A 21,172-nucleotide genomic window follows, 5' to 3' on the forward strand; every position below is an offset into this window, starting at 1 on the left:
AGCGCTGCTGAGCCTGTCCTGAAATAGGCCAGGCCCTACCACGACGCGACGCCGCACAACATCGCCGGCCGGCGTCCAGCAAGACGATCGGCACGGCATCTATTCAGCACAACAACGAGCGCGGGACAAAACGTACCCGCCGGCGTCGCGACGGTTATCCACTAGAGAGTAAGGGAGAGTCTTTGATGAAGGTTGTTGTCTCGGTGTTTGGCGCACTGTGTTGCATGCTGGCTGCAGAATGCGCGTCTGCGGAGTCTTACTATTTATCCCATTACGCGGTGCTACCCCAGTACAACGGCAGTTTGGCGGACGGTGGCATATCGTTATACGGCGCCGTGGATGTCGGGGTCAATTACCAAAGCGTGGGCGGCAAGTCCCTCTTGCAGATGCAAAGTGGGGGGAATTGGACGTCCAAGATCGGCATCTTCGCACGCGAGAACTTGAGCAACGGCTGGAAGGCAGAGGTTAGCCTAGAAGGTGGCCTACAGGCCGACACCGGCGCATTGCAGACAACGGGAACGCTGTTCAATCGCGAGTCCTGGATCGGCCTGGTGGCGGAGGACTATGGTACGGTGCGCCTGGGCAAGCAGACCGGAGGCGGTGGCTTACCGCTTGGCATCGACGTCTTCGGTACAGTAGGTACCAACTCGGTCTATACCTGGTTGGGCATGGGCGTGGTGCAGACCGCCAGGGGTGTGGAATCCAACGCGGATCTAGGCAGAGGATCGACACTGCCGGCCGCGCGTGTGGACAACACGCTGAAGTACATCTCCCCCCGCTTTGGCGGCTTTGGCACCGAACTGGTCTACGCCTTCAACGAGACTGCCGGCGCCGCGCCACACGCCGCCAACCAGGGCGCGCTGCTCACCTACTTTAGTGGTCCAATCTATCTTGCCGCAAGCTACGGCCAGGTGTGGAGTTCGCCTGTGCAGATCAACACGGGCGGCGCGTTTCAGAGCGTGCGCAACGACCTCTACGGGCTTGGCATAGTCTACGACGTCGGCAGCTTGGTACTCTCCGCCTCCTTCAATCAATACGCCCCCAAGCTGGCTGGCAGCGGCATCGCGCGAGTCTACGCGCTGGGCGCCATCCTGCCCAGCGGCCAGCACGAGTGGCGAATCTCCGCCGTATACCGTGACACCTCGGGTGTGCGAGATAGCGCCGGTCATCTGGCCCCCGACTCTGCCCTCGGCGTGATGCTTGGCTACGACTATAAACTGTCGAAGCGTACCTCCCTGTATGCGCGCGCCGGTTTCATTCGCAACTTTGGCATCTCTGCCATCCTCCTAAACAACAATCTCCTGCCCACCCAGCCTAACGGCACGCCGGTCTACGGCACGACGCCGGTAACGACTTCGGCCGGCATATCCCATAACTTCTAAGCCAGCAAGGATCCCCCATGCATGAAAGCCTCAAGACAGTCAGCGCTGCCGCAGGAGAAACCAAACCGGCGCCTGAAGCCGCTAACGGCAGTCACGCCGGAATGCCGTCCATTCGCAACAACCAGCGCCGCACGATATTCGCAGCATCACTAGGCAATGGGTTGGAACTGTTTGATTTCACGGTCTTCAGCTTCTTCGCCGCGCTGATCGGCCGGCTCTATTTTCCTGTCGACGGCGAAGACGGATCGCTGCTGCTCGCGCTGGCTACCTTTGGCATCGGCTTTGTGATGCGGCCTCTGGGAAGTGTGGTCATCGGCAACTACGCTGACCGAGTGGGTCGCAAGCCGGCGCTGACTCTGACCATAGGCCTGATGGCGATGGGTACGGCCATCATCGGACTCGCGCCCACGTATGCGCAGATAGGAATCGCGGCTCCCGTCCTAATCGTAGCGGGCCGCCTGTTGCAGGGCTTTTCGGCCGGTGGCGAGATCGGCGCAGCTGCGAGCTTCCTGATGGAATCGGGGACGCGCGCCAACCGCGGTTACATGGTGAGCTGGCAGATGGCGAGCCAAGGCGGCGCTGCCCTGGCGGGCGCCTTGTGTGCGGCCCTGTTGACGCGCTGGCTGTCGCCCCATGCATTGGAGAGCTGGGGATGGCGATTGCCATTTCTATTGGGCCTGTTGATCTGGCCCGTCGGTGTCTATATCCGTCGCCATCTGGACGAGACGCATAGCGGACAGGTACGCGAGCATAGCGCGCTGTCAGAGGCATTTCGGGCTCACGGCGGGAAGCTGTTACTTGGGACGCTGCTGATTCTGGGCGGCACCGCCACCATGTACGTTGTGGTGTTCTTTATGCCATCCTATCTAGTCAAAGTGATGCACATGCCGCCGGCCACTTCGATGCTCTCAGGTTGCGCGGCTGGCGCCACCCTGTTGCTGGCTCCATTGGCTGGCCGATTGGTAGATCGACTCACGCGCCGCAAGCCGCTGCTAGTGGCGGTCAATCTGGTGTCGCTGGCCGCCGTTTGGCCGGCTTTCACGCTGGTGCAACAGCAGCCCACACTGACCAACGTGCTGGTGGTGGTAGTCGGGCTCGTGGCACTGATGACAATTGGCAGCCCGGCAGGGTTCCTGTTGATCATGGAAGCGTTTCCGCAGCGCGTGCGTGCCACTGGACTCTCCGTGATCTATGCTTGCGGCGTCACGCTGTTCGGTGGCTTCGCGCAGTTCATCGTCACCTGGCTGCTCAGCAAGACTGGTAACCCAATGGCCCCTGCATGGTATCTGCTAGCCTGCACCGCCGTCAGCACACTTGCCCTGTTCGCATTCAGCGACCTGCACAAGCAGGACTGATCGTGGATCTCGCTGCGTAGCCCTACCAAAGCCAAGATCGACCACATCCCGCATTGGCTGCTTGGGAAGGCGCCGCCCCAGATCGTTCGGGGCGGCTCACTTCGTCAATCCATCGGATTGCGGCGGCTGGATTAAATGGCCAGGACACCCGACCGGAGTCGATGGTAGCCAAGTCGCAATTGGCTGCGGTTCTTCGTTGCCGGCGAGCGTTGCGAGCAATCATCGCCTCAGATTCGCACTCAAATTGTGCGGGCTCTCGCGGGATAATCCGTGTGGGCAAAATGCGAATTTTTGGCGGCGTCGCTACCCTGCGTCCAACAAGATGCTGGCCTGACGGAGATTCAACGGCCAACCTCCGACAAACCTGTCAATACCCATCCCGGGCAAGGCGATCGCGCGTGGTCAGTAGACGGATTCACCTTTGGTGGAAGGTTCGTCAATCGATGAGGTTGCAAGAACGATAGAATCTCGCCTCTGGACCGTCCGCGAGCTCCATCTCCGCACGCGGTCGCAGCATGCTGCTGAGTCCGATCGATATGGCGCGCGACCCGCTCATGCATGCCATACGACGGGCGCAGGAATGAGGGATGAGGTGCTGAAAGGCGTCGATACGAACCTCGCGACACGCTGCGGGGAGTCCGCAGCGACGCACGCGCACAGCCTCTCTGTTAGAGATCCAGCACCAGCAAAGGCGTTCTCGCGCGTGAGCAGCAAGGTAGGAACTGGTCGTTCGCGGCCCGCTCCTGCTCCGTCAGATACACGTCGCGATGATCCGGCTGGCCAGCAAGCACACGCGTCAGGCATGTACCACAAACTCCTTGTTCGCAGGCCGTTTGAATTTCCACGCCATTTGCACAGAGCGCCCGGACCACAGTCTGATCAGGAGCAACGTCGACAACCAAGCCTGAACTCTGCACCTTCACCTGGAAGGCGGTATTGGCAGTAGCGCTGTCGGAGCCGACTGGCGCGGCGAAGTACTCGCGGTGAAGTTTGTCTTCGTTCCAGCCTGCTTGCCGCGCCTGCCCTAGCACTGCATCCATGAATCCTGCAGGCCCGCATACATAAAGATGCGTGTCAGGTCTTGGTGTAGCAAGGATAGCCGCAAGATCCGCGCGCTGTTTGCCGACCTGGTCGAAGTAGATAGTTGTGCAATCGCGGAGATCGTTCTGCGCAAAGCGCTCCCGGAAAGCTGTGCGCTCCGGCGCGCGAGTGCAGTAATGCACCTCGAACGACGCACCGACACCGGCAAGGTACAGGGCCATGCTAAGGATAGGAGTGACCCCTATCCCTCCGGCAAAGAGGATCGAGTGACTGGCAGCGGCATCCAGCGGGAAGTGGTTCCTCGGCTCGCTGATTTCCAGGGTGTCGCCCGTCGCCAACTCATGCATCGCAGTAGATCCACCTCGCGACGCGGGCTCGCGCATTACACCGATTTGGTAGCGGTGCGTCTCCTCGGGATGACCACAGAGTGAATATTGGCGCACCAAACCATTGCCAACCTTCACATCGACATGGGCACCAGGAGTGAAACGCGGCAACGCCTCGCCATCTGGCGCGACGAGATCGAAGACTGCGATGTCCGCCGTTTCGGCAATCTTCCTTGCGATTCTGACCTTCATGCTTCAGCCACCTGCTGTTGAGAGGATTCTTGCAGGATCAGACGATCAATCACCCGACGCGCCTGCACGCCGCCAGCGTCGATATTGAGCTTCAAAAGCCCGCGCTGCGGATTGGCCAACAGGTTACGCTGCTGAGCCTCCAGCATCTCCAGGTCCTCGCCAAAGATCTTGCCCTGGCCTTCTCGGATGGTAGCGGTCAACTGCGCATCTTCGGGCTTGAAGTTGCGTGCCATGCCCCAGAAGTACCAGATCGAGGTTTCAGTCTCGGGGGTAATAAAATCCACCACGATGCTCGATGCCTTGTGCTGCGCCTCAGCATGATAGCCACCCTTGCCGGCGTGTGCGACACCTACCTCGATCATCACGTGGCTGGGCGGCTCGAAGCGGCAGATCTGCCAGCGATCACACGGTACGTCATCGGCCAAGCCGTTCCCGCGCAGTGCGGAGGCCCAAAACGGCGGCGGCATGATTCTTTCCATATGACGGCTGGTGATGACCTCGTCGCCGTCCACCGTGGTCGCCGGCGCGGCATCCTCGATCTCGCTCTGCCCGATGCTGCTTGCGTGCACGTAGGTCTCGTGTGTCAGATCCATGAGGTTGTCGATCATCAGTCGATAGTCGCACTGGATGTGGTACAGGCCGCCGCCGTAGGCCCAGTCAGGGCTATCCGCCCAGGCCAAGTGGGGGACTGTGTCAGGGTTGGCTGCCGCAGCGTCGCCGGTCCAGACCCAGACAAAGCCGTGACGCTCCACTGTCGGGAAACTGCGGATGGACGGGAATCCACCCACTCGCTGACCGGCCATGCTTGCACACTTTCCATTGCCGCTCACGGCCAAACCGTGATAGCCACACACCAACGAGCCATCGCGCACGAAGCCCAGCGAGAGTGGCGCACCGCGGTGCGGACAGAAGCCCTCCAGCGCGGAAACCTTCCCGTCATTGTCACGGAACAGCACCATCTTTTCATTACAAATGGTGCGACCAAGTGGCTTGCCAGCGAGTTCCTCAGGCGTACAGGCCACATACCAAGTGTTCTTTATGAACATTGCTTCTCCTTCATCGCCTCCGGGGCGTCAGCACCAGAGTGAGATGTGTTTATTGAGTAGGGGATTGAGTTTTCAGGTCGTGCGACCACCACGGCGAATCAAGTTTCCTCCGACAACCTTTGACATTGTTTTCTGATTCTGAAGGGCGACCATTAGATTTCGATTTGCGATGCGGCTGTGCTCACGCATCAGTGCTGCGGCGCGCGCGCCTTCGCGACATTCGATTGCTTCCACTACGCTGCGGTGCTGGGCTTGTGCGAGCAACAGCATTTCACGTGCGCTCTCCTCAACGGATTGGACCATCTCGAAAGCGCTTGCCGACGCGAAAGGGATGCTCATTATCTTTTCCATCTGTCTCGCCACCAGCGCGCTGCCGGCGGCGTTAGGAGATTCATACACCAGGCTTGAGCTCGCAGCCCCGCACCAGTTCTCTCGACCCAAGCAAAGCCCGGATTGACTGTGATGGACTGCTTCCATGTTTGGTATCGCCTAGGGAATAATTGTCATATTCCATGGAATCTTTCTCCTCGCCATATGCAGACCGGACCTATCTCTTTGGCGCGCGCCGGAATGACAAAAAAGGCACCCGAGGGTGCCAAACGAGCCCCCTAGATGACTAGGCGCTAAAATATGTGACGGATGCCCAGAGCCGCACCAAACTGACTACTCATGCCCTTTCCTCGCATGTAGATATTTGCTGACTCGGTGCTTGAAACGTCCTGGAATCCCAAAGCACTGTTCTTTGAATAGGCCGTCGAAAGATAAATACTCGTTCGCTTGGTGAATTCATAGGTCGTGAGAAAGCTGATCTGGTATGGATTTGACGACGGCGAGGAAACACCCGACGGCGTCGACCGAACGGTATGCAGCTTGTCGTAGTAATACGCCAGCACGAAGTTGAGAGCCGGTGTTGCCTGATAACCTACACCCGCCCAAAAAAGGTCATCTCGCATTGCAACCACACCATTCGAGAATTCGTCTTTGCCCCAGCGATATCCTGCAGTCAATCTGAATGCGCCGATATTGTATCCGCCGGCAAGCGCTGCCTTTCTGAATCTCCCGATTCCGGAATCGGCAAAGGGCGGGGGAAGCGTCGGATTGAACTGGTCATATGCAATTACAACACCGAATGGACCATTGGAATAATCCAATGCCGCACCGTATCCGGTATTGGCCCGTGCATTTCCAGGGGTCTCACCGGGACCATACACCCCATTACCGAAGCTGTAGTGTGCTCGCGCCGCGACTGGCCCAAACTTTCCGGAGTAATTTACGACGTTATCCGACCGGTAAGCCAGGCCGGTCATAAACATGAAGGGTTCATACAGCGTATAGGCCGTCGGGGAGTAGCTTGCCAGGCCAATGAACAGGGAAGTGTACTGGCGGCCAAAGGTAAGTCGCCCAAAGCTACCGTCTTCCAGACCAACGAACGCCTGTCGATCGAACAGGCGCGTTCCGCTTGGATTCGCAACCATACTTCCGGTATCGGAATTGAACTGTCCCTCGAGGACAAACAATGCCCGCAATCCATTGCCGAGATCCTCGACACCACGGAAACCAAACCGACTTGCCGCGAGGCCACCGGTGTTCACCCCGAAATTGGGCCCTGACGCTCCAGTTGACGAACTCCTCTGATTGACATATTCGATGTTGGTGTCTATGACACCGTAGAGAGTCAATCCGCTCTGAGCTCTCGCTACGCCGGAAAGCATACAGAGTGCCGCCATCAAAATCTTTGTCTTCCTCAATTTATCTCCTCCACTTGGTTCAATTATCCAAAATTTGGTCATCATAATTTGATCAGATAATCCAATCTTGAAATCTATTTTTATAATTCAACATCCCACCTATATTTCGCCACCCTAACACCTTCCATATCGCGCATAACGCGCCAACCATATCAATTTTGCAATCTTAAAGCCTACTTTCCATTTAACTCTTGTAATACGTCCTAAATTTCTATCTATGACACAAACTACATCGCGCTGGCCGCCAGCCTTGCCGAGGTTAGGTCAGCATCACCTGATCCGATCAAATCGCGCAAAGAATATGCCTAGAACGCACTCTTCACATCCTATTCACATCCTTCCCCAGGACAGCGACGAGTCGATCGGAACGATATTACTGTATTAGTTTGACATCCTATATTTGATCATTTACGCGAAGCAGTCAACCATTGCAGCAGGCAAAAACATAGGTACAAACACCGATATAAATCACCGCGTATGATTCTTGATCTTCTTCTTTTCGATGCCGTACACAAAACCACTGGGATGTCAGCTATTTCCAAGGAGAAGCGACGATCGTCTCCCCGGACCTGGGATGTGCTCATTGATTGACTTCAGGGAGATATCGATCACTCAGGCAGTCCAAGCAGTCGCACTGCGTTTTCTTTCAATATTCCTGGCATCACCTCCGGCTTGAAGCCAGCAACTTCGAAATCCCGCATCCATCTTTCTGGCGTAATGAGCGGATAGTCGCTACCGAAGAGGATTCGATCCTTCAAAAGAGTGTTTGCATATTGCACAAGCTGTTTCGGAAAGTACTTCGGACTCCACCCACTGAGGTCGATCCAGACGTTGGGCTTATGCGTCGCCACACTTAGAGCTTCGTCCTGCCACGGAAAGCTTGGGTGGGCCATAACGATCTTCATTTCCGGAAAATCTATCGCGACATCATCGAGGTGCATGGGGTTCGAGTACGCAAGCCGCAAGCCACCCCCGCACCGCATGCCGGAGCCTATGCCGCTATGGCCTGTGTGGAAGATGGCAGGCAGCTTGTGGTGGTTGATCACCTCATAGATCGGCCAGGCCATCCTGTCGTAGGGATGGTAGCCCTGCACCGTCGGGTGAAACTTGAAGCCCTTGACACCCTCTTCCTTGATCAAGCGTTCTGCCTCCCGCGCGCCCATCTTTCCCTTATGCGGGTCGATGCTCGCAAAGGCGACCATCATGTCGCTGTTCTCACGTGCAGCTTGTGCGATCTCTTCGTTCGGGATTCGACGGCGGCCCAGCTGGGACTCACTATCGACGGTGAACATAACCAGGCCTATCTTGCGCTCGCGATAGTAGCCCACCGTCTCCGCAATAGTGGGCCGGCTGTTGCTGCCAAAGTACTTGTCTGCCGCACGGTCATACTCTTCACCGTAGTTGTCGAAGGGATTCCAGCAACTCACTTCAGCGTGAGTGTGGATGTCGATGGCGATCAGGTTCTTGTGGTCCAATGGATACCTCTTCGTCTTCTGGTCGGATAGGCGCTGATCGCAGGTGTCAAGCGACTCATTGGGAGCGATCGGAGAGCAATAGCCGGTGGCGCATCAGCCGCGCGCTGGCTGCCCAAAATAAGCATCGCAGCCCGGATGAGGCGGTGTTTGGTACAACGGCCCCACAGCGATCCAGTAGCCGGCCAGTGACGCCTATCCGCAACTCCGCAGCCGCGGCAAGCAAAAGTATTGCGCGCGATGCTCTTTTCTCGCGTAGGGCTGCCTCAATCCTCAACGCAATGAAGGTCGAATTGTCACGCCCCACGAGCCAGTTAGCGTGCTGCAGTTCACAACTAAGTTCCAAGGAGGTACGCCTCAGCTGCCGCATCAGATCGCGCCGTTCATGCATGGCCGACCTTGCCGAGCCCACAGAGCTCATGACTCGCGAAGGAGCGGCAAAGTGCAACGGCGCGCGCAGTCAACAAGGTTCCTTCGGTACTCAAACTCACAAAGGCGGTAGTTGAAGAAGTGCCTTGCGATTTCGGACTTCTCCACATGGAATTGCGAAGTATTGCGTGACATTGTCAGGCGCAGTGTCCGTGTCCAGGCATAAGCCTGGAGCAGCAAATCCATCATCGCCAGGAAGTCTGCGGCTACCCGATACGGCAGTTCCGGGTCGTCCCCGCTTTCGGCAATCAGCGCTGCTGCTGTCGTGCGAGTCTGCTCGCAAAGCAACGCAAGCTGTCGTGCGCTTCGACCTGTCTCGCCGCACTCCCCGGTTTCGGACTCCGCGCTGATAACCTCGAGGAGCCGGCGCAAGGCCTTGCCCTCGTCCCCAATGACCTTGCGCACCACAAAGTCGATCGCCTGGACTTCATTGGTACCCTCATAGATCATGGTGACCCGGCTGTCGCGCAGGGTCTGCTCAATGCCGAACTCGTGCATGTAGCCATAGCCGCCAAACACCTGCAGCGCCTTCGAAGCGGCCTCGAAGCCGTTGGCCGTAAAGCTTGCTTTGGCTACTGGCGTCAGCAATGAAGCAAACAAAGCTGCCTCGCGGCGCTGCTCGGGATCAGCGTGGGCCGCGGCAAGATCCAGCCAGTGCGCGAGCCAGTAGCCGACCATCCTCTCGCCTTCCACCACACAGCGCAAGTCCAGAAGAATGCGCCGGATTGCCGGCAGCAGAATGATCGCATCGGACTCATGAGCGCATTCCGTCCGGTCCCGCCGACCAACGGCCCGCGATTGCCGGCGGTCGACAGCGTAGGCCGTGGCCCATTGCCGTGCCGTCTCGGCATGGCCCAGACCCTGCATCGCTACCTGCAGCCGCGCAGCGTTCATCATCACGAACATCGCCTGCAGCCCACGGTGGGCTTCCCCAACAAGCCATCCCAGCGCGTTGTCGAAACTCAGTGTGCAAGTGGGACTTGCTTTCAGGCCCATCTTCTCTTCAATGCCTGAGCACGTCACGCCATTGGCCTGCCACACACCATCCTGCTCCAGAAGCTTCGGTACCAGGAACAGAGACAGTCCCCGGGTTCCCGCTGGCGCGTCTGGCAAGCGGGCCAGCACCAGATGCAGGATATTTGCGGTCAGATCGTGGTCCCCGCCGCTAATGAAGATCTTCGTGCCACTGATCTTATATGCGGTCTCCGCGTCGTTTGGGTCGTGATGAGGCACCGCCTTTGTGGCAATCCGCCCGAGATCGCTGCCGGCTTGCGCCTCAGTCAGGCACATCGTGCTCAGCCACTCGCCGCTAACCAGCTTGTCGAGGTAACGCGCCTTGAGCCAGTCCGACCCATGCACCCGGACACATTCGGCCGCCCCCTCTGAAAGCCCCGGCGACATCAGCCAGGCGTGGTTCGCTGCTGCCAGCATCTCGACCAGAGCCACATTGAGGAGCTGAGGTAGGCCCTGCCCTCCATGCGATGGATCCGCGGCGAGCGCGGGCCAGCCTGCCGCCACGTAGTCCTGGTACGCGGCCGCGAAACCCTTCGGCATGCTCACCGCCCCGCCGCTGAACTGCACACCCTCGCGGTCGCCGGGAGCATTGAGCGGCGCCAGCCGGTCGGAGACGAAGCGCGCAGCCTCGTCTAGCACCTGCGCTGCGATCGAGGCATCCAGTTCTGCAAATGTCGGCATGCATGCCCAAGCAGATGGCGCGTCTAGCCATTCCTCGATGACGAAGCGCATATCACGCAAGGGGGCGGTATAGGTAAGCATGCTTATAAAATGTCGATTGCAGGGGCGGCGCTTAAATGACGCTGACTATGGGGCGCTGCGGCCCCGGTGGAAAAGTCGAGCGCAGCGCGAATCGGCACCACACCCCCTTGGGTGCGGCGCGGGCAAATCTGCTTCGGGCTAATCTCTGATCACACCCAGATGCGATGAATCGTCTCGATACAAGGCGTCTACCTGGGTCGCTCGATGCTTGAGGATCGCCCGCTGGTTTAACGTACCCTTGTCCGTAATCTCGCCCCGGTCCACCGAGGGCGGCTCGTCGACCAGAAGCAAGCTGTTGACGCGTGTGGCACTGCCGGTAGCGGACTGGTTAATCGTATGCAGCAATACGGAGAATGCGGACCTGACAGCCGGTGTGCTCAGCACATCACGTACCGACGCGTCCTCTGACAGGCCTGCAAGCCGACGGCAATCCGCTACACGTGGAAACACCAGCAGGCCGATAGCATCGCGGTCCGCACCCGCAACAACCACGTCCTGCACATAGGGCGCGCCGGCGGCGATAACACGTGCGCGCAGTGGGCCCACGCTGACAAAAGTACCTGAACTGAGCTTGAAGTCTTCCGCAATGCGCCCATCGAACATCAGACCAAGTTCGGGACGAGCCGGGTCATAAAGCCTCAGCGCGTCGCCGGTGCAGTAGTAACCCTCCTCGTCAAACGTCGCTTCGTTCGTTGCCCCCTCATGGCGCCAGTAGCCGCGCATGACATGAGGACCTCGAAGGCGTGCCTCATATTTGCCATCGACCGGCACCAGCTTAAGTTCGCAACCCGGTGCTGGCGTGCCAACATAGCCTGCCTGCATGATCGATGTCGTGGTAAAGAGGCTGCTAGGCGAGGTCTCGGTCATACCCAGGCCTGACATAATCCGAATGCGCTCGCCGCAATGGGCCTCCGTCACGCGCTCAAGCCGGTCCCACGCTTCCTGAGAGAGCCCAGCGCCCGCGAAGAAATAGAGATTCACGCGCGAGAAGAAGGTCTCGCGCAGGACAGAGTCCCGCTCCAGAGCGAGCCCGAGTTCCTCCCAGCCCTTCGGAACCGTAAGGTAGGCCGTGGGCGCAATCTCACGCAAGTTGCGCAGTGTTTCCTCGAACCGCCCGGAGACCGGTTTGCCATGATCAAGATACATCGTGCCACCGTTGTAGAGCACGATGCCAAAGTTATGGCTGCTACCGAAAGTATGGTTCCATGGCAACCAGTCAACGAGTACCGGAGGCGTCTTGGCGAACTCGGGGAAAGTCTGGCGCAGCATCTGCTGGTTACTGCACAACATCCCGTGCGTGGTCGGCACGGCCTTGGGCTCGCGGGTGGAGCCGGAAGTGAACAGGAATTTCGCGATGGTGTCCCAGCCCGTCGCTGCTTGCGCCTGATCAACGCTGGTGGGCTGCGTCCGCAGCAATTCTTCGAAAGCCGTAGCCCCGCGCCCGCGCAAGTTGCCGTCGCGGGTGACCACCTCCAGATCTGCCGGCACGACTGCGGAGATCGCCCTAGCGAAGGCCTCCCCGTCGGCAGCGTAGACAAGGCCGGGCGTCAGCACGGAGAACACATGGCGCAGCTTGCCGAAATCTGTCGAAATCAACGAGTACGGTGCGGAGACTGACGAGAACGGCACGCCGGCCCACATGGCGCCGAGCGTGAGTTGCAGGTGCTCCAGGTCGTTGTCGGAGAGGATTGCTAGCGGGCGCTGTTCGGACAGCCCGCGGTCCAGCAAGGACTGGCCGATCGAGCGTGCACGATCCAGCATCTGGGCATAGGTGATTGCAGTCCAGCCACCGTCGGCGCTACGCTGTGCGGCCAAGATCCGATCCGGGTGACGGATCGCGCCGGCCACCAGGCAGTCCGTCATTCGCAGCGGGTAATTCTGCAGCGCTTCGCTGGAGCGAAAGTGCCAGATGTCACCGTCTCTGGTCACAATGGCACCCGCATTCCCGACATCGACCGCGCGGTAGCGCGGGCCAGCAGCGCTGTTTGGTGCAATCGCCGGCGCCGTGCCAGGGGAAGGGTTGGCTTGTATCGTGACGTTGCTCACGTCCTGTCTCCTACCATTGGTGTGTCCCTCGGCCACGTTCGGCCTTGACCGAACTGGTCTCCGATTTTTAGTGCCGGCAGCGCTCAGATCGGATAGTGACGCGAACCGCTCTGGATCGTAATCCAGCGCAGTTCGGTAAACGCATCCACCGACGCCTTGCTGCCGAAACGGCCATAGCCGCTGCTCTTGACGCCACCGAATGGCATTTGCGCTTCGTCGTGCACGGTTGGTCCGTTGATGTGGCAAATGCCGGATTCGATGCGCTTGGCCACCTGCAGTGCCCGGGAAACGTCGCGGCTGAACACGGCGGCCGACAAGCCAAACTCGCTGTCGTTCGCTAGCTGGATGGCTTCCTCGTCGTTATCGAAGCGCACCACCGTCACCACCGGCCCGAATGACTCGTCTCGATAGAGCGCCATTTCCGGCGTGACGCCGTCGACAATCGCCGGTTGCATGATGACGCCGTCGCTGTGCAGCCCCACCGGCAACCTTGCGCCCTTGTCGCGCGCGTCTTGCACTAGCGCGCATACACGTTGCACGGCCTGCGAACTGATCATTGCACCAAGAACCGACGACGGGTCGGATGGATCTCCTGCGCGCAGCGTGCGGGCCTTGGCAGCGAGTCTTTCGACGAACTCATCGGCAATAGCCCGATGTACGATCACTCGCTCGGTCGACATGCAGATTTGGCCCTGATTAAAGAAGGCGCCAAAGGAGACTGCATCCACGGCCGCGTCAAGGTCTGCGTCGTCGAGCACCAGGACCGGAGATTTCCCCCCCAGTTCGAGCAGCGCAGGCTTAAGATGCTTTGCGGCATGCTGGGCAATGATGCGGCCCACGTGGGTCGATCCCGTGAAATTTACCCGCCGCACGGCCGGATGGGCGATCAGTGTCTCGACCACCTGCGCGGCGTCCTCGGGCGCATTCGTCACCACATTGACCACGCCATCGCCAAGCCCAGCTTCCTGCAGCGCGGCGCCAATCATGCGATGCAGGCCGGGACAGGCTTCAGCTGCCTTCAGTACGACGGTGTTGCCGCATGCCAGTGGCATCGCGAGGGCTCGGGTACCGAGGATCACCGGGGCATTCCATGGCGCGATTCCCAGTACCACGCCGCATGGTTGCCGCACAGCCAGAGCCAGGCTGCCAGGCACATCGGATGGAATGACGCTGCCATCGATCTGCGTCGTCATGGCAGCAGCCTCGCGCAGCATGTTGGCGGCCAGCATGACGTTAAACCCGATCCAGTTTGGCATCGCGCCGGTTTCCGCAGCACCGACGGCAATGAAGTCGGCGGTTCGCCTGTCCATCAGATCGGCGGCCGCGAGCAAGCGCTTGCGGCGCTCACCCGGCGCAAGCGCTGCCCACACAGGGAAAGCCACTGCTGCCGCATCCACCGCAGCAATCGCGTCGGCCGGCGTTGCTGCAGGGGCACGCGATACCACAGCGCCGGTAAGGGGATTGTGGCGCTCGAAAGTGGCACCGTTGGCTGCAGGCCGGTCTTGCCCGCCGATCAGCATGGTCAGCTCATTCATGACGTGAAGTCTCCTGGCGGGGCATGCGCGATGGGCATACCCCGCATCTCTTGGGGATCTTGTGTGAACCCAGCGCGCGCCGGCGCCGTCAGTCCCGCTTATAGGCCTGCAGGCCGGGCTTGATCGACTTGTCGTCAAGGAATTGCTTCAGACCCTGCTCACGCCCATGTTCGGGATCGCGCAATTGAGCTTGGTCGAGCTTCGCGTACAGGTAGTCCTCGCTCTGCTCCCAGGTCAGCTCACGGCAGCGTTTGAAGCCAAGCTTGGCCGCGCGCAGGACCACCGGATTCTTCTCCAGCAACTTCGCAGCCAACTCAAGTACGTGATCACGCAGGTGCGAGCGCGGTACGCTCTTGTTGACCAGCCCCATCGCCGCGGCCTGCTGGCCAGTGAAGGTATCGCCGGTCATGATGTAGTGAAGCGCCTGACGATGCCCAACCGTATCGGCCATGGCCTTGCTGACCAGGTTGCCCGGGGGGATGCCCCAGTTGATCTCTGACAGGCCGAACACGGCCTCGTCGGCGGCGATGGCGAGATCGCACGCTACCAGAGGCGAAAAACCGCCGCCGAAGCACCAGCCGTTGACCATCGCGATAGTCGGCTTGGAGTACATCCGTAGCAGCCGCCATTGCCACTGGGAGGCATCGCGACGAACCTTTTCCTGCAAGATTTCGGGGCCCGCGTCGATCTCGCGGAAGTACTCCTTCAGATCCATGCCTGCAGTCCATGCGTCGCCGGCGCCCGTCAGTACCAGCACCCTGGCATCGGCATCCAGCTCAACCGCCTCGAGCACCTGGACCATCTCGTTGTTCAACGTCGGGCTCATCGCATTGCGCTTCTCCGGGCGGTTGAACGTTACCCAAGCAATGCCCTCCACTACTTCGACCGTTACGGTCTTCCAGCGTCCCTCGTAATCCGCCATCTCTTCCTCCTATTCATGCTTCTCTGTTCATCAACAAATCAATTTAATATCAAGCTACCTGATATGGCAAGTAGAATATCATTGCTACCTCGAAAAACCTATCCTTAACCCGTCCTGGGTCGCCGATATTCGGAGGCGATCTCAAGCACCAAGACAGAGCGAGACAAATCAGAGCGATGAAGGGCCAGAATGTCACAGCATCCAAAGCACGCGCGATTGCAAAGAACGACAGAACTGCACTGGCGGGCGAGAAGGCGCCTGCCGCGCAGCCGCCCCGATTGGCCTACTTGATCGGACGCGCTGACCGGATCGTCAAGAAGCGCCTGGGTGAAGTGCTGGCCCAGCATGGCCTCAGCACGCCACAGTTCACGGCGCTCTCGGTATTGCATGCGCGTGGTCCGTCGTCGAACGCGCAATTGGCGGACCGCTCGCTAATCTCCCCGCAGGCAGCCAATGAAGTCGTAAAAACCATGGAAGCGCGCGACTGGATTGTCCGCCAGCCAGACCCCGCAAACGGTCGCATCGTGCTGCTCAGCCTGACCGAAACGGCGCGCGCGCTGCTAACGCAATGCGATGAGACGATTGAAGGGGTAGAGCGTGAAATGCTGGAAGGCATCGACACCGAGCATGCGGCACTCTTGTGTGCACTGCTGCAGCAGTGCACACGCAACCTTCGTTAGCGCTAGCGTGGACGAGCGCGTTGATGGCAATGCCTTCATTTTTTTGCTGAGTCCTTCAATCGAAGAGTCTGCGTATGCAGCACTACCTCCCAATACCGCTGCCCGGCCCGTGAGTCGTTGCGGGCGTGACCATATCGCCCGAGATCAGGCGGGAAAGCGCGAATGCCGCCCCCGCCGCTACCAAAGCAGGCAATGCGCCCACCAGTAGCAGGTCCTGCGCGGGCCATTGCATAGCCAGCAGCAAGCCGCCCGCAAGCGGCCCGACCACCGAGCCGATGCGACCGATGCCCAATCCCCAACCCATGCCGGTGGAGCGCATGAAGGTGGGATAGGTCCGAGTGGCTATCGCATGCATGCCAGCCTGCCCCCCTACGATGCCAGCGCCGGCTCCGGCTGTGGCAAGCAAAAGCATCAGCGCGTTGTCCAGCGAAACACCAATCAAGGCAATCGACATCGCACCCATCATAAAGAGCGCGGAGAGCACCCTCGCGGGGTTGCCGCGGTCGAGCACAGTGCCTAGGGTAATGCTTGTTACCGTGCCAACAATGTGCAGGACGGAGGTCGCATAAACGGATAACGAGGTCGACAGGCCCGCGCGCGCGAGCACGGTGGGCAGCCAACTCGCGAGAAAATAGATCTCGAGCAGGCAAGTAAAGTAGATTATCCAAATCAATAATGTGAATCGAGCACGGCCTTGGGCAAAGAGATGTGTCACCGTAAAGCCCGTCGCCTTTTCTTCGTTGACGATCCAGCGCGCCTGCGTGTCTCGCCCAAGGTCAGGGCAGACCCGTCGCATCAGGCTGGTAAGTTCAGCTCCTTTGCCCTCGCGCAGGGCGCAAAAACGGATCGACTCGGGCAGCGCAACCAGCGTGAGCACGGAGAGGGCCACAGATATCGCTCCGCCGATCTGGAACACGACCGGCCAACCGTGGCTCGTAAGCAGCGATCCCGCCACAAAGCCACCCAATGCCGACTCCATAGACAAACCGCAGGCAGTAACCATCACCACCAGCGCGCGTCGGCGGGAGGGACTGTACTCCGCGCACAACGCGAGCACATTTGGAATCAGCCCCCCCATCGCAATGCCGGCGACCGTCCGCACACCAATGAGTTCTGGCATCGTGTTCACATACGACGTCGCCCATGTCACGACGCCCGCGATGAACATGCAAGCGACGATGATCCTGCGGCGGCCGACATAGTCCGCCAAGCTGCCTAGCACGAGCGCACCAAACGCCATACCAACTAGCCCCGCTGAGAACGCGGGCGCGAATGTTGATGGCATCACACCCCACGTCTTGCTCATGGGCGGCACAACGTAACCCAGAGCCTGCGCATCGAAGCCGTCCGACATGAGACACAAAAAACAGAGGGCGAAAACGCGCCACTGAAAGCGACTGAGGGGCCGGGCATCGATCGCCTCGGACAGATTGTGAATCGAAGGGGATTTCAAGCGTGTCTCCTGTCGCCTTCTCTGCGGAAGGCCTTGATTTGTTCCGTAGCCGGGTCCTGAGTTCAACCGTCTTAGTAGGGAGGGCGAACGCCAGGTACCGGTATGCAAAAACAACTTCGGCTTGAAGTAGAAGTCGGGTCGGCCAATGCGCTGGTCCCCGGCGTGGACCTGTGCGCCACGGGCAGCCCCGGCCCGACTCCCAGTCTTCAGTGGCCACCGGGCCCGTCGGACAGTGGGCCGCCACGAAGGACAGGATCCTGACACCTTGCTGTTCGAATCTGATATGGAAGCTTGACACCGCAATATGAAGGTGCCGTTTTGTCGCGCTGACGCGTAGGTCCGTGACGCACGCTCCTCTGATAGCCTGATCAGCCATAGCAGATTCGGCATGCTCTAGGAGAACTCAGGCAGCCAGTTGCGCATCCGTTCGCCCAGCCTCCATGCGTTGTGCTTCCAGACGCCCGTAGATCACCGCCGCTCCGTCCATCGCCAGTAACTTCATTCTCTCGCCGGGGCTACCGTCGATGATCTCCTGCTGACCTTCAACCATCATGCGATCTTCCTCGAAAGCCTGAATGCCGAGCGTGGCAAAGAGATCCTTGTCCTCACGTGCCCTTTCCCACGGTCCGAAAGCCCAGAAGTAGCAAGTGGACGTCTCCGTGATCGGTGTTACCGCCTGACAGGTGAATTGGTCATACAACGGCGTTTCGCTAACTGTTCCATCCGGGAGACCAAGGGCTTTCGCACGTGCCAAAGCGCCTTCCGGATACATGGTGTGGCGCATGAGAAACACACCAGGGAGCAGGAAGTCATACCGCATGACCTGATCGCACATCAGCCCTGGCTCGAATCGATGCGCCAGGAACTGGACGACTGGCACGGAAGAAGCCAAGCGTTGAACCTGCACCCCATTGGGCAACGCGGAGACGGTTGGCCGCGCTGCGTCAATCGTCTTGGGGTTGTACCCTCGACCCGAAAGGAAACTATCCTTGTGCACAAAGGTCACGTGCGACAGGTCCAGTAGATTGTCGTTAACGAGCCGATAGTTCGCTTTGTAGTCCATTCGACCCGGCGCCAAGGCCCAGTCAGGATGATCGACGCCCACAAATGGCGGAATCTGGTCAACGTCAGCCTTTTCGGTTTCCCCCATCCACACCCACACTCCACTATGTCGCTCTGCGATCGGATACGAGCGCACGTTCATGGTCGGCGAAGCGCGCCCACCGAATGGAACTTCGGTGTTGCATCCTTTCGAGTCAAACTTGAGCCCGTGGTACATACAGCGGATCTGATCGCATTCGAGCCGTCCCAGCGACAGCGGTGCTAATCGGTGGCTACACCGGTCCGCCAGAGCAGCAAGCGATCCGTCGCTCTTGCGAAAGATCACCAGCTTTTCACTCAATAGAGTGAACGGGACAAGCTTCGCCTCGGGAAAATCCTGGGCCCAACCCACCATGTACCATGCGTCGCGAATAAACATGTTGCCTCCATATGCCGGCTCCACCACCTCGATTGCGTCATAAGGATGCTCGCGACGGCATGGCTTCACCACTGCGCCAAATATTTAGTTTGAGATCCTATATTATTGGTTGTTGCATCAGCGCGTCAACCACGTTTGGCGGCTAGTTCATAGGTGTATACACTAAGTGCTTCGCAGGATGATGAGATGCCTCTATAACGAATTTCTCGCCTATTCTCGGGTTTTATCCGCATCAGACAGCATGTCTCGCACATTGCGATGGGCACAGGAGGCCCTTCCCCACCACAGGACGCCGCTGCAGGTCCTTAGACCGATCTTAAAAAAGGCTATATCCTTCTATTTTTCTTTGAGATACGCCGCGCAGGAGCAGATCGCGTGCCGTCTTCCCACGCGGGCAGTGCCATAAGATGCTGTGCTGAGCCAAGGGCGCGGTCCACGTTGTCGCGACGTCAGGTGCAGCGACCCCTAGCGGCAGCCGGGGGGCATATGAAGGCACCCGTCGAGGACCGTATGGTTTGCGAGCATCCTGCAACTCGAGGTCTCTGCAACGCGTTGCCAATGCTGATTGCTGCGCGGAGAGCGACATCGCGACTGCTCGGCGCCAGCCGGCCAAGCGGATTGCAACGGCCGGAGCGATTGGTCTTGATGCGCAGCAATCAGATTGGCCGAAAACCCTGCCTGCAGGACGCTCAGCGAACCCGATGGATTCGCGAGGGGCGAAATGCGCCTCTCAGGTGACGCGATATGGTTCGGACCGCCAAGGATCCTGCCTCCAGGATTCTCGGCGGTTCCGACCAAGTGCAAAGAGGTTGCCCTCTCCAGATTACGTACGAAGCGAAGCTCAAACAGCGTTATTGGCTCTCAACGCATACTTCGCCACCATCTGCTTAACCTCACTGAACCGCTTCGGCTCGAACAAACAATCGAGCTCAACCCGTGGCGTCCCGATGCCCGGCTTCGTGGTTTGCACGCGCCAGACATTGCGCCGAGGATCGACTGCGAAAGTCATCCACAGCTCAAACAGCTCGTCGATCGAGGTGGTTCCCCATTCGTCGTAGGCCATGCCAGTGACGTAGCAAAAGGCGATCCTGTCCTTGGGGTCATACTCTGTCAGCCACCAGGTCGCAGACCCGGCAACGTCAAAGAGCTTGGCCACGACGAATCGGATCGCTCGCCTCGGCCTGCGCGCCGAGCGGGTACGCCGCCAATCGCAGCGGTCGTCGACGAAGCGCCCCGGAACACGGGAGATCCCGCACACATTGAATCTCACGCCATGACGCACAGAAATTCGCATGGATGAAATCTGCCGCAAGGTAGGACATCCGGAAATCAAACACACCGATTGTTCCGTCCCTGAGATGGATCACACGAATTCCAGGCTCGACCCACGTGGTCTTCCTCGGGCAATCCTCTTCAGGCCCGGGCAGATCGTCTGGCCTGCATACGGGACAACGATCAAGTGGAAGATCCCACTGTCGCGTCGGCACTTCTGCCTGGACAGCGGCCACCAGCCGAACACCGGTCACCTTGAATGCTTCTTCATGGTGGACAAAGCTAGCTTCAACGAACGCAACGAGATCCTGCATCGTCTCGATGTAGGTCACATCCCGATCACAGAAGACAAATTCTCAACCTGGAGACTGCGTGACGTCTTCGCCGAACTCAGGAATACACATGGGATAGTTGCATCCTGCCATCGCTTCCGCCACACGACCGGAACGAAATTGATGCGAGTGACGAAGAACCCGAAGCTTGTTCAGCTTCAGCTTGGACATACGAGTCTCAATACGACGATGAAGTATGTCCACCCCGATATCGACGAGATGCGGGATTTGGTTTCGTATCTGGAGCAGATGGAATGTTGACAGCTACGGGAGGTTCGGGCGCCCTCTCGTTTGGGAGGCGACCTGATGCGGGCGCTCTCACGATACCCTAGCGGGTAAATTTTGCCATTTTGGAGCGGGAGACGAGGCTCGAACTCGCGACCTCAACCTTGGCAAGGTTGCGCTCTACCAACTGAGCTACTCCCGCTTTTTGGCTCCCCGACCTGGGCTCGAACCAGGGACCTACGGATTAACAGTCCGGCGCTCTACCAACTGAGCTATCGGGGAACAAGTTCCGTTCTGAAACGGAGGCCGGATTGTACAACAGCCTTTTGCGTTTTTGAATAGTTTTTTTTGCGATGCGCGTGAATCGGATGCGATTGGCTTGCTCCTGGCTCGGCTGCGG

At 59.1% G+C, this 21,172-nt stretch carries 16 protein-coding genes and 2 tRNA genes; 4 read left to right on the plus strand and 14 right to left on the minus strand.

All coding sequences use genetic code 11. The annotated features are described in order from the left end of the window. Window positions 1–185 precede the first annotated feature (185 nt). Both ACYP5B_RS25230 and ACYP5B_RS25235 read left to right on the plus strand, forming a co-directional pair. Entirely contained in the window at window positions 186–1,382 is a 1,197-nt protein-coding gene (locus ACYP5B_RS25230; protein ID WP_459571497.1) for a porin, read from the plus strand. Window positions 1,383–1,399: 17 nt separating this feature from the next. Then, a complete protein-coding gene (locus ACYP5B_RS25235) occupies window positions 1,400–2,737 on the plus strand; it encodes an MFS transporter (protein ID WP_459571498.1) in 1,338 nt (445 codons plus the stop codon). A 668-nt stretch (window positions 2,738–3,405) separates the two neighbouring features. Here the strand turns inward: ACYP5B_RS25235 and ACYP5B_RS25240 are convergent. The 9 genes from ACYP5B_RS25240 to ACYP5B_RS25280 form a co-directional block, all read right to left on the minus strand. Further along, window positions 3,406–4,356: a PDR/VanB family oxidoreductase gene (locus tag ACYP5B_RS25240; RefSeq protein ID WP_459571499.1), complete on the minus strand. Its 951-nt coding sequence runs from the start codon at window positions 4,354–4,356 to the stop codon at window positions 3,406–3,408. Then, window positions 4,353–5,402, minus strand: coding sequence for an aromatic ring-hydroxylating dioxygenase subunit alpha (locus tag ACYP5B_RS25245; protein WP_459571500.1), 1,050 nt, complete (start codon window positions 5,400–5,402; stop codon window positions 4,353–4,355). The genes ACYP5B_RS25240 and ACYP5B_RS25245 overlap by 4 nt, the downstream gene beginning before the upstream one ends. A gap of 72 nt (window positions 5,403–5,474) precedes the next feature. Next, the gene (locus tag ACYP5B_RS25250; RefSeq protein WP_459571501.1) at window positions 5,475–5,879 is read right to left on the minus strand and encodes a hypothetical protein; all 405 of its coding nucleotides are present in this window, start codon (window positions 5,877–5,879) and stop codon (window positions 5,475–5,477) included. A gap of 146 nt (window positions 5,880–6,025) precedes the next feature. Then, on the minus strand, window positions 6,026–7,195 hold the full coding sequence (locus ACYP5B_RS25255; RefSeq protein WP_459571502.1) for a porin: 1,170 nt from the start codon (window positions 7,193–7,195) through the stop codon (window positions 6,026–6,028). Window positions 7,196–7,758: 563 nt separating this feature from the next. After that, window positions 7,759–8,625, minus strand: coding sequence for an amidohydrolase family protein (locus tag ACYP5B_RS25260; protein ID WP_459571503.1), 867 nt, complete (start codon window positions 8,623–8,625; stop codon window positions 7,759–7,761). Between the two features lie 414 nt (window positions 8,626–9,039). Further along, a complete protein-coding gene (locus ACYP5B_RS25265; RefSeq protein WP_459571504.1) occupies window positions 9,040–10,827 on the minus strand; it encodes an acyl-CoA dehydrogenase family protein in 1,788 nt (595 codons plus the stop codon). A gap of 138 nt (window positions 10,828–10,965) precedes the next feature. Beyond that, on the minus strand, window positions 10,966–12,858 hold the full coding sequence (locus tag ACYP5B_RS25270) for a feruloyl-CoA synthase (RefSeq protein WP_459571572.1): 1,893 nt from the start codon (window positions 12,856–12,858) through the stop codon (window positions 10,966–10,968). Window positions 12,859–12,956: 98 nt separating this feature from the next. Then, the gene (locus tag ACYP5B_RS25275) at window positions 12,957–14,408 is read right to left on the minus strand and encodes an aldehyde dehydrogenase (RefSeq protein ID WP_459571505.1); all 1,452 of its coding nucleotides are present in this window, start codon (window positions 14,406–14,408) and stop codon (window positions 12,957–12,959) included. A gap of 88 nt (window positions 14,409–14,496) precedes the next feature. Further along, window positions 14,497–15,330 (minus strand): p-hydroxycinnamoyl CoA hydratase/lyase, encoded by an 834-nt coding sequence (locus tag ACYP5B_RS25280; protein ID WP_459571507.1) that lies wholly within the window; start codon window positions 15,328–15,330, stop codon window positions 14,497–14,499. 176 nt (window positions 15,331–15,506) lie between these two features. Here ACYP5B_RS25280 and ACYP5B_RS25285 point away from each other — a divergent pair, with 176 nt between their 5' ends. Continuing rightward, window positions 15,507–16,010: a MarR family winged helix-turn-helix transcriptional regulator gene (locus ACYP5B_RS25285; protein ID WP_459571509.1), complete on the plus strand. Its 504-nt coding sequence runs from the start codon at window positions 15,507–15,509 to the stop codon at window positions 16,008–16,010. A gap of 82 nt (window positions 16,011–16,092) precedes the next feature. Here ACYP5B_RS25285 and ACYP5B_RS25290 read toward each other — a convergent pair whose 3' ends face one another. The 3 genes from ACYP5B_RS25290 to ACYP5B_RS25300 form a co-directional block, all read right to left on the minus strand. Next, window positions 16,093–17,463: an MFS transporter gene (locus ACYP5B_RS25290; RefSeq protein WP_459571510.1), complete on the minus strand. Its 1,371-nt coding sequence runs from the start codon at window positions 17,461–17,463 to the stop codon at window positions 16,093–16,095. A gap of 403 nt (window positions 17,464–17,866) precedes the next feature. Next, window positions 17,867–18,943: a Rieske 2Fe-2S domain-containing protein gene (locus ACYP5B_RS25295; protein WP_459571511.1), complete on the minus strand. Its 1,077-nt coding sequence runs from the start codon at window positions 18,941–18,943 to the stop codon at window positions 17,867–17,869. Window positions 18,944–19,784: 841 nt separating this feature from the next. Beyond that, a complete protein-coding gene (locus ACYP5B_RS25300) occupies window positions 19,785–20,237 on the minus strand; it encodes a DUF2958 domain-containing protein (protein ID WP_459571512.1) in 453 nt (150 codons plus the stop codon). On the opposite strand from ACYP5B_RS25300, the gene ACYP5B_RS25305 reads away from it, so the two are divergent. Next, window positions 20,236–20,808 carry a tyrosine-type recombinase/integrase gene (locus tag ACYP5B_RS25305; protein ID WP_459571513.1) on the plus strand — a complete coding sequence of 191 codons (573 nt, stop codon included), beginning with the start codon at window positions 20,236–20,238 and terminating at the stop codon, window positions 20,806–20,808. The two genes, ACYP5B_RS25300 and ACYP5B_RS25305, sit on opposite strands and share 2 nt — an antisense overlap. A 90-nt stretch (window positions 20,809–20,898) precedes the next feature. Here ACYP5B_RS25305 and ACYP5B_RS25310 read toward each other — a convergent pair. Beyond that, window positions 20,899–20,974: transfer RNA gene (locus tag ACYP5B_RS25310), tRNA-Gly, on the minus strand. 4 nt (window positions 20,975–20,978) lie between these two features. Then, window positions 20,979–21,054: transfer RNA gene (locus ACYP5B_RS25315), tRNA-Asn, on the minus strand. Window positions 21,055–21,172: the final 118 nt, after the last annotated feature.

The organism is Cupriavidus sp. 8B, assembly GCF_054589115.1.